The organism is Streptomyces chlorus, from assembly GCF_042655885.1.
GTDB classification, from domain to species: Bacteria; Actinomycetota; Actinomycetes; order Streptomycetales; family Streptomycetaceae; genus Streptomyces; species Streptomyces chlorus.
Genome location: NZ_JBHSOA010000042.1, coordinates 353,595 through 363,370 on the forward strand (window position 1 = coordinate 353,595; position 9,776 = coordinate 363,370).

Sequence of the window (9,776 nt, forward strand, 5' to 3'; positions counted from 1 at the left end):
CACCCTCACGCCCCCTCTCCCGGGGCACCCCGGTCACACCCCCCGCATCCACTGCTGCATCACCGACAGCAGGTGATCGGGGTCGACCGGCTTCGTCACATAGTCGGACGCCCCCGACTCGATCGCCTTCTCACGGTCACCCTTCATCGCCTTCGCGGTGAGCGCGATGATCGGGAGTCCCGCGAACTGCGGCATCCGACGGATCGCCGTCGTCGTCGCGTATCCGTCCATCTCGGGCATCATGATGTCCATCAGGACGACCGCCACGTCGTCGTGCTGCTCCAGCACCTCGATGCCCTCGCGGCCGTTCTCCGCGTACAGCACGGACAGGCCGTGCTGTTCGAGGACGCTGGTCAGCGCGAACACATTGCGGATGTCGTCGTCGACGATCAGCACCTTCTGCCCGCCGAACCGGATGGTGCGCTGCGACCGGGGCGCCGGATCCTGCTCCAGCTCCGTGCCCGGCCACTGTTCCGGCTGCTGCGACGCGGGCCGCTGCTCCAGCTCGGGCAGGGGCCTGCGGCGCCGCCGGAACAGAGCGGCCGGACCGTTCTGGGTCTCCCGGTACGACGTCACCTCGGCCGGTGTCTCCACCGCCGCACCGGAGGAACCGGCCGACCCGGCAGTGCCGCCGCTCTCCAGGACCGGCATGGACTGCGGGTAGCCGTGCGGCGGCAACTCGCTCGGATGCAGCGGGAGATACAGCGTGAACGTCGAGCCGCGGCCCGGCTCACTCTGCGCGTGGATCTCACCGCCGAGCAGTTGGGCGATCTCCCTGGAGATGGACAGCCCGAGCCCCGTCCCCCCGTACTTGCGGCTGGTCGTGCCGTCCGCCTGCTTGAACGCCTCGAAGATCACCCGCATCTTGCTGGCGGCGATCCCGATACCCGTGTCGGACACCGAGAACGCGATCAGGTCGGCGTCCGGGTCGGTCAGCGAACCGGCCTCCATCAGCTGCTCCCTGATGGCCTGCGGGACATCGTCGCGGGCCGGCCGGATGACCAGCTCGACGGACCCGGAGTCGGTGAACTTCACCGCGTTGGACAGCAGATTGCGCAGCACCTGCAGCAGCCGCTGCTCGTCGGTGTGCAGCGTGGCCCGCAGCTCCGGGGAGACCCGCACCGACAGGTCCAGGCCCTTCTCCGCGGTCAGCGGACGGAAGGTGGCCTCCACGTAGTCCACGAGCTGGACGAGCGCGATGCGCGTCGGGGAGACGTCCATCTTGCCCGCCTCGACCTTCGACAGGTCGAGAATGTCGTTGATCAGTTGCAGCAGGTCGGATCCCGCGCCGTGGATGGTCTCGGCGAACTCGACCTGCTTCGGGGAGAGATTCCCCTCGGGGTTGTCGGCAAGCAGCTTGGCCAGGATCAGCAGCGAGTTGAGCGGGGTGCGCAGCTCGTGCGACATGTTGGCCAGGAACTCGCTCTTGTAGCGCATGGAGACCGCGAGTTGCTCGGCGCGCTCCTCCAGGACCTGCCGCGCCTCCTCGATCTCGGTGTTCTTCACCTCGATGTCGCGGTTCTGCCGGGCCAGCAGCTCGGCCTTCTCCTCCAGTTCGGCGTTGGACGCCTGGAGCGCCTTCTGTCGCTGCTCCAACTCCGCCGAGCGCTCACGGAGTTGCTCGGTCAGCTCCTGCGACTGCGTCAGCAGCAACTCCGTCTTGGTGTTCACCGAGATGGTGTTGACGCTCGTCGCGATCATCTCGGCGATCTGGTTGAGGAAGTCCTTCTGAATGTGCGTGAACGGCGTGAAGGAGGCCAGCTCGATGACGCCCAGCACGGTCCCCTCGAACAGCACCGGAAGCACGATCACCTGGGCGGGCGGCGCCTCCCCCAGCCCCGAGGAGATCTTCAGGTAACCGCTGGGCGCGTTCGCCACCAGGATCGTGCGCTTCTCCAGGGCGGCCGTCCCGATGAGCCCCTCACCGGGCCGGAACGACGTCGGCATGGAGCCCAGCGAGTAGCCGTACGAACCGAGCATGCGCAGCTCGTACTGGTCTTCGTCGGCGGCGCTCACGTCCTCCCCGTCGACCAGGGGCATGGAGAGGAAGAACGCACCGTGCTGCGCGGAGACCACGGGCGTCAGCTCACTCATGATCAGCGAGGCCACGTCCTCCAGAACCCGGCGGCCCTGCATCAGCGCGGAGATGCGGGCCAGGTTGCCCTTCAGCCAGTCCTGCTCCTTGTTGGCGATCGTGGTGTCGCGCAGGTTGGTGATCATCTTGTTGGTGGAGTCCTGGAGTTCCTTGATCTCCCCCGAAGCATCCACCTCGATCTTCAGGTTCAGGTCTCCCCGGGTCACCGCGGTCGTCACGCGTGCGATGGCACGCACCTGCCTGGTCAGGTTCCCCGCCATCTCGTTCACGGACTCGGTCAGGTCCCGCCAGGTGCCGTCGACGTCACGCACGCGTGCCTGCCCGCCGAGCTGACCCTCCGTGCCCACCTCGCGGGCCACCCGCGTGACTTCCTCGGCGAACGACGACAGCTGGTCCACCATCGTATTCAGGGTGTTCTTCAGCTCGAGGATCTCGCCGCGCGCGTCGATGTCGATCTTCTGCGTCAGGTCGCCCTTGGCGATGGCCGTGGTCACCATGGCGATGTTGCGCACCTGACCCGTCAGGTTGGACGCCATCCGGTTCACGGACTCGGTGAGGTCCTTCCACGTACCGGCCACACCCGGTACGTGCGCCTGCCCGCCGAGGATGCCGTCCGTGCCCACCTCGCGGGCCACCTTGGTGACCTGCTCGGCGAACGCCCTCAGCGTCTTCACCATGATGTTGATGGTGTCGGCGAACTGCGCCAGCTCACCGCGCGCCTCGATGGTGACCTCCCGCGTCAGGTCACCGTTGGCGACCGCGGCGGACACCTGGGAGATGTTCCGCACCTGCGTGGTCAGGTTCTTGGCCATCAGGTTGACGTTGTCGCTCAGGTCCTTCCAGATGCCCGTGACCCCGGGCACGTGTGCCTGGCCGCCCAGGATGCCCTCGGTGCCCACCTCGCGGGCCACCCGGGTCACCTGCTCGGCGAACGCCGAGAGCTGGTCCACCATCGTGTTGACGGTGGTGACGAGTTCGAGGATCTCACCCTTGGCGTCGACGGTGATCTTCTTCGACAGATCGCCCTTGGCGACCGCGGTGGTGACCTCGGCGATGTTGCGGACCTGGAGGGTCAGGTTGTTCGCCATGCCGTTCACCGACTGGGTGAGGTCCTTCCAGGTGCCGGAGACGCCCTGCACCTCGGCCTGACCGCCGAGAATCCCCTCCGTACCCACCTCGCGGGCCACCCGCGTGACTTCCTCGGCGAACGACGACAGCTGGTCCACCATCGTGTTCAGCGTGTTCTTCAGCTCGAGGATCTCCCCGCGCGCGTCCACGGTGATCTTCTGCGACAGGTCACCCCGGGCCACCGCGGTCGCCACCTGGGCGATGTTGCGCACCTGCGCGGTGAGGTTGCCGGCCATGCCGTTCACCGAGTCGGTGAGGTCGCGCCACACGCCGGCGACACCGGGTACCTGAGCCTGACCGCCCAGCCTGCCCTCCGTACCCACCTCACGGGCCACCCGCGTGACCTGGTCGGCGAACGACGACAGCTGGTCCACCATCGTGTTGATGGTGTTCTTCAGCTCGAGGATCTCCCCGCGCGCGTCGACGTCGATCTTCTGCGACAGGTCACCCTGGGCGACCGCCGTCGTGACCTGGGCGATGTTGCGCACCTGCGACGTCAGATTGCCCGCCATCGAGTTGACGGAGTCGGTGAGTTCCTTCCAGGTGCCCGATACGCCGTCCACCCTGGCCTGACCGCCCAGCCGACCCTCCGTGCCCACGTCCCGGGCCATACGCGTGACCTGATCGGCGAAGCTCGACAGCTGGTCCACCATCGTGTTCACGGTGATCTTCAGCTGGAGCATCTCGCCGGACACGTCGACGGTGACCTTCTGCGACAGGTCGCCGTTGGCCACCGCCGTCGTCACCTGGGCGATGTTCCGCACCTGACCGGTGAGGTTACGGAACGCGGTGTTGACGGAGTCGGTGAGGTCCTTCCAGGTCCCCGCCGCCCCCGGCACCTGCGCCTGGCCGCCCAGCTCGCCCTCGACACCGATCTCGCGCGCCACGCGTGTGACCTCGGCGCCGAAGGCGGACAGCTGGTCGACCATCGTGTTGACGGTGTTCTTCAGCTCCAGCATCTCGCCGGCCACGTCGACGGTGACCTTCTGCGACAGGTCGCCGTTGGCCACCGCCGTCGTCACCGCGGCGATGTCCCGCACCTGCGTGGTCAGGTTCCGGAACACCGTGTTGACGGAGTCCGTCAGATCCTTCCAGGTACCGGCGGCACCGGGCACGTTCGCCTGGCCGCCCAGCTGTCCCTCGGCGCCGACCTCGTTGGCGACGCGGGTGACCTCGTCCGCGAAGATCTTCAGCGTCTCGGTCATCTGGTTGATCGTCTCGGCCAGCTGTGCGACCTCGCCACGTGCCGGAACGGTCACCTTCCGCGACAGATCACCATTGGCGACCGCGGTCGTCACCTCCGCGATCCCACGCACCTGGGCCGTCAGGTTCCCGGCCATGGTGTTGACGGAGTCGGTGAGTTCCTTCCACACGCCGTCCACGCCGGACACCTGCGCCTGCCCGCCCAGCGCACCCTCGGTGCCCACCTCGCGCGCGACGCGGGTCACCTCGGAGGAGAACGCCGAGAGCTGGTCCACCATCGTGTTGACGGTGTTCTTCAGCTCCAGCATCTCGCCTTCGACATGCACGGTGACCTTGCGGGACAGATCGCCCCGGGCGACCGCCGTCGTCACCAGCGCGATGTCGCGCACCTGCGCCGTCAGCCGCTCCGCCATGGTGTTGACCGAGTCCGTGAGGCCCTTCCACGAACCGGACATGCCCCGCACCCGGGCCTGACCACCCAGCTTGCCCTCGGTACCGACCTCGCTGGCCACACGCGTGACCTCGTCGGTGAAAGTCGACAACTGGTCGACCAGATTATTGACGGTACGTCCGACCTTCAGGAACTCGCCGCGCAGCGGCTGTCCCTGCCCGTCGCCCAGCTGTGCCCGCAGCTCCATCCGCGGTGACAGATCACCGTCGGCCACCGCCGACAGCACCCGGCTGACCTCGGAGACGGGCCGCACCAGATCGTCCACCAGCGCGTTCGAGTTGTCGATCGCGGTGGACCAGGAGCCCTCACAGGCACCCGTCTCCAGGCGCTCGGTGAGTTTCCCCTCACGCCCCACCGTGCGCCGCACCCGCGCCAACTCACCCGTCAGATGGAGGTTACGGTCGGCCACCTCGTTGAAAACCGCCGCGATCTCCGCCATCGCGCCGTCGCCGGACACCGTGAGCCGCTTGCGGAAATTCCCGTCCCGCATCGCCACCAGGGCGACCATCAGGCGGTTCAGGGCCGCGGTGTCCACCATGGTGGTCCCGCCCCGGGACCTGCCCTGCTTACCAGGGGGCTGTCCGCCTTTCGCGCGCGTGTTCGTGCCCCGCGTCGCTGCGCCAGACTCCACTATGTCCCTCCCGCGGGGGTCGACCGTTACTGCTGTACTCGGGTACCACCGCACGGCGTACCTGTGACTGCTGACTGCTTCTGCCTGCTCTGTTTACTCGTGCATATGCGTGTACCACTGCGATACCTGCCCTGCCTACCAGGGCTCTACCCCGGACCGCCGCCCACCCGGCCCGGAGGACACCCACCCTGCCCGGCCTTCGCAACAACCAGCCTGCCCAGTGTTTCACCCCCGCCGAACCAGGCCATAACAGTTCGGCAGCTTCGCACACCGTCCACACGCCCTCCGGACGTCGGACACCTCCCGACGGAAACACAGCAGACCGGCATCCGCTCGGACCGCGAAGGTAAGTAACCTTGCATCCGGCTGTCCAGCCACACCGCTCCGTCCGGTCTGGGCGGTGGCACGGAGACGAGCGGGCATCGGAGGGCGGCCGCACACATGACCACCGGACTGATCCCGGGGGAACAGCCCCCGGACCCTCGGCCGAAGAGCGGCCTGCCGCACCAGCGGCGCGAGCCTGTCGGCCATGGAACCATGCCCGTCGAGAACCGGTCGAGGAGTTCTGTGATCACCGCGCGCGCGGCCGCCAGCTTCGAGCCCGTCGGGCGCTCGGTCGCGAGTGCCCGCTCCTTCGTCCGCGACACCCTCCAGGGATGGGGGTTCGCCGACATCATCGACGACGCCGTGGTCCTCACCAGTGAGCTCGTGACCAATGCCGTGATCCATGCCGGCACCTGGGCCGACCTGCTGTGCCTGCGCTGCGACGACGGCGTACGGATCGAGGTGACCGACCGGTATCCGGAGCGTGAGGTCCCGCTTCAGGGCCCGGCCGCCGGCATGGGCAGCCCCGACCGCGAGGGCGGGCGCGGCCTCCAGCTCTGCGCGGCCCTGGCCGGCCGCTGGGGCGTCGAGTACACCCCCGCCCACAAGACCGTCTGGTTCCAACTCGACGTCCCCGAACGCCCGGTGGGCGCCCGCTCGGCCGGGCCGGCGCTGCCGTCCGAACTCCTCCCGATCGCCGACGCCCGGGTCCGCGTCGCCGTCGTGCAGATCGACCGGATCAGCGCGATCTCCTCCTGGAACGAGGACGCGGAGGAACTCTTCGGCTACACGGCCGACCAGGTCACCGGCAAGCCGCTCACCGACCTCGCCGCCTGGCCGCACACCCCCGGCACCGGCACCGGCATCGCAGAGGCGCTCCAACTCTCCCGCTGGGAGGGCAGCTACGGCATAAGGGACACCAACGGCCGGGTGATCCCCGTCTACGCCTCGCACCTGCGTGTCCGCGACACGGACGGCGATCCGTCAACCGTGTGCCTCCTCGTCAGGGACCACGAACGTGCGGTCCTGCAGACTCCGTTGCGAGTCACCTCCGCCGACTCGGCCGGCTCCTCCGAGAGTCAGAGCACCGACCCCTTCGAGGTGTTCATCGGCTCACCCGCCCCGGACGACCTCGACGGCCTCCTCCAGCGCACGGTGGAACGCGCCCGCGACATGCTCGACGGTGACTCCGCCTTCCTGCTCCTCGCCACCGATGACGAGACGGAACTCGAGGTACGTGCCTCCACCGGCCTGCCCTCTACCCGTCAACGCTTCGCCCGCGTCCCGGTGGAGGCCGGCTCCGGCCGCTACGGCTCCGCCCGCATGCCGGCCGTCCACGACGACCTCGCCTCCCTGCCCGGCGCGGTCCCGCTCCTCAGCGGCACCGGCATGCGCTCGGTCGTCACGGTCCCGCTCAAGGTCGAGGGCCGCCTCACGGGCTCCCTCGGCGTCGCCGCGGAAGGAGCCGGACGGTACTCCAACGAGGAGGCGCTGCGCCTCCAGTTCGCCGCCGACCGCATCGCCCTGGCCGTCGAGTCGGCCCGCCTGGGCGAGCTGGAGCGACTACGCCGGGGCTCGCTGAGTTTCCTCGTCGAGGCGTCCGACCTGCTGGCCGGCACCCTGGACCGCGACCAGACCCTCGCCCTCATGGCTCAGATGACCGTCCCCACCCTGGCCACCTGGTGCGCCGTCTACACCATCGCCGACCAGGCATCCGAGCCGTACCTCTCCTACGTGCTGCACGAGGACGAGGAACTCATCGACGGCATCAAGTCCCTGCTCTCGAAGATCGCCCCGCCCGACCCGGTCCCCGCCCCCGGTGCCCGCGTCTGGTCGGCTCCCGGCAAGGTGGCCCATCGGGCGGCCCTGCGCTCGTCCATGCGCAGTCTGGGCCTGTCCGGCGGCCCGAACAGCCAGGTCACCTCCGGCATCGGCCCCACCCTCACCACGGCCTCCGCGGTCGGCGGCGAGACGGTGGTCCTCCCGCTGGTCGCCCGTAACCGCGTCATCGGCATGCTGACGCTCGGCAAGCCGACCGACGAACACTTCCGCCAGGAGATCCTGGAACTCGCCGAGGACCTCTCCCGCAGGGCCGCCCTGGCCCTGGACAACGCCCGCCTCTACTCCGAGCGCACGGCCATCAGCCAGTCCCTCCAGCGCAGCCTCCTGCCGCCGGAGCTCCCCGACATCGACGGCGTCGAGGTCGAGGTCATCTACCGCGCGGCCGGCGAGGGCAACGAGGTCGGCGGTGACTTCTACGACCTGTTCCCGATCAGCGACGGCGCCTACGGCTTCGCCATCGGCGACGTCTGCGGTACGGGCCCGAACGCCGCGGCCGTCACCGGCCTGGCCCGGCACGCACTGAGGCTGCTGGCCCGCGAGGGCCTCAGCGGCCCCGCGGTCCTCGAGCGCCTGAACTCCGCCATCCTCGACGAGGGCGCCCGCAGCCGCTTCCTCACCCTGCTCTACGGCGAGCTGCGCCCGCGGGAGGACGGCAGCGCGGACCTGAAGGTGGTGTGCGCCGGCCACCCGCTGCCGCTGCGCCTGCGCCAGGACGGCACCGTCGAACCGGCGGCCGATCCCCAGCCCCTCCTCGGTGTCCTGGAGGACCTGGAGCTGTACGAGCAGACGGTCACGCTCGATCCGGGCGATGTCCTGCTGTGCGTCACCGACGGTGTCACCGAGCGCCGTGAGGGCACGCGCATGCTCGGCGACGACGGTCTCGCCGACGTCCTGACGACCTGTACGGGCCTGACCGCCGGTGCGGTCGCCGCTCGCATCATGCGCGCAGTGGAACGCTTCGCCTCCGATGCCCCCTCCGACGACATGGCGATCCTCGCCATGCGCGTCCCCGGCCTTCAGCAGGAGTGAGCTGGATCAGATCCGGGCATGAAAAAGGCCCCGCCCGGGAGGGCGGGGCCTTTCTGTTCGGAGCCCCCAAACGGAATCGAACCGTTGACCTTCTCCTTACCATGGAGACGCTCTACCGACTGAGCTATAGGGGCCTGTTGCTGTCTGCGGTTTCCCGCCCGGCAACGGAGTAGATCATACCCTGAGCGGCCCCGTGCTCCCAACCACTGCTCCTCGACGGGTCCTCGACCGTGGTCTCAGACAGCCGGCTGCAGCAGTCCGCCCAGCGCGTTGCACGCCGCCGCGACGCGCTGCATGTCCCGCTTGGTCAACGAGGCGTCCACAGGCAGGGCGAGCGTCTCGTCGGCAGCCCGTTCGGTCTCGGGCAGATACACGCACCGCCGGAACTCCGGCAGCCGGTGCACAGGCGTCTTCACCGGCACCCTGCATTCGACTCCCTTGGCCCGCACGGCTCGTGCGAAGGCGTCCCGGTCAGGTCGTCCGTTTCCGGGGATCCGCACGACGTACTGCTGGTAGGTGTGCCCGTCGCCTCCGTCGGGCGTCCGCACACCCCGCAGCTTCGTGTCGAGGTAGGCGGCCCGCTCCCTGCGCCGGGCGACCTCGTCGTACGGCGCCTCGGACTCCCCGTGCTCCAGCACGAGCAGGCCGTGTCGCTGTCCGAGAGCGTGCAACCGCGCGATGTCGGCGTGCCTGCCGAAGCGATGTACGGCGACGACGGCCGCCGTACGTGAGGTTATGACCGCTTCCACAGCGGCCGGCGCGAGGCAGTAGGTCGCCGGATCTATCTCGGCGAACACCGGCAACGCACCTGCGAGAGTGACGGCCTCGGCAACCTCCACGTTCCCGAAGGCGGACACGACCACCTCGTCACCGACTCCGACACCGGCGGCCCTGAGCAGTGCAGCAGTACCCATGGGAACGATGCTCGTTGCGCAAAGTGAACTTCAAGTGACACAGAACAAAAAAGGGTTGGACTCCGAACCGAAGTTCGGGGTCCAACCCTTTTCAATAATTGTTCGGCGGCGTCCTACTCTCCCACAGGGTCCCCCCTGCAGTACCATCGGCGCGGTAAG

At 68.7% G+C, this 9,776-nt stretch carries 3 protein-coding genes and 1 tRNA gene; 1 reads left to right on the plus strand and 3 read right to left on the minus strand.

The genetic code is table 11. The features are described 5' to 3' along the window. Positions 1 to 33: 33 nt before the first annotated feature. Entirely contained in the window at positions 34 to 5,508 is a 5,475-nt protein-coding gene (locus ACFPZI_RS20800) for a HAMP domain-containing protein (protein ID WP_381364993.1), read from the minus strand. A gap of 441 nt (positions 5,509 to 5,949) precedes the next feature. Here ACFPZI_RS20800 and ACFPZI_RS20805 point away from each other — a divergent pair, with 441 nt between their 5' ends. Further along, positions 5,950 to 8,703 (plus strand): SpoIIE family protein phosphatase, encoded by a 2,754-nt coding sequence (locus ACFPZI_RS20805; RefSeq protein ID WP_381364995.1) that lies wholly within the window; start codon positions 5,950 to 5,952, stop codon positions 8,701 to 8,703. A gap of 61 nt (positions 8,704 to 8,764) precedes the next feature. On the opposite strand, the gene ACFPZI_RS20810 is transcribed toward ACFPZI_RS20805, so the two are convergent. Together ACFPZI_RS20810 and ACFPZI_RS20815 are read right to left on the minus strand one after the other, a co-directional pair. Further along, positions 8,765 to 8,837, minus strand: a tRNA-Thr gene (locus ACFPZI_RS20810). Between the two features lie 102 nt (positions 8,838 to 8,939). Next, positions 8,940 to 9,602 carry a DegT/DnrJ/EryC1/StrS family aminotransferase gene (locus ACFPZI_RS20815; RefSeq protein ID WP_381365013.1) on the minus strand — a complete coding sequence of 221 codons (663 nt, stop codon included), beginning with the start codon at positions 9,600 to 9,602 and terminating at the stop codon, positions 8,940 to 8,942. Positions 9,603 to 9,776 lie beyond the last annotated feature (174 nt).

Bases quoted from the DNA above. Each gene is read 5' to 3' on its own strand.
- ACFPZI_RS20805 (WP_381364995.1), top strand. From the start codon at position 5,950: ATGACCACCGGACTGATCCCGGGGGAACAGCCCCCGGACCCTCGGCCG.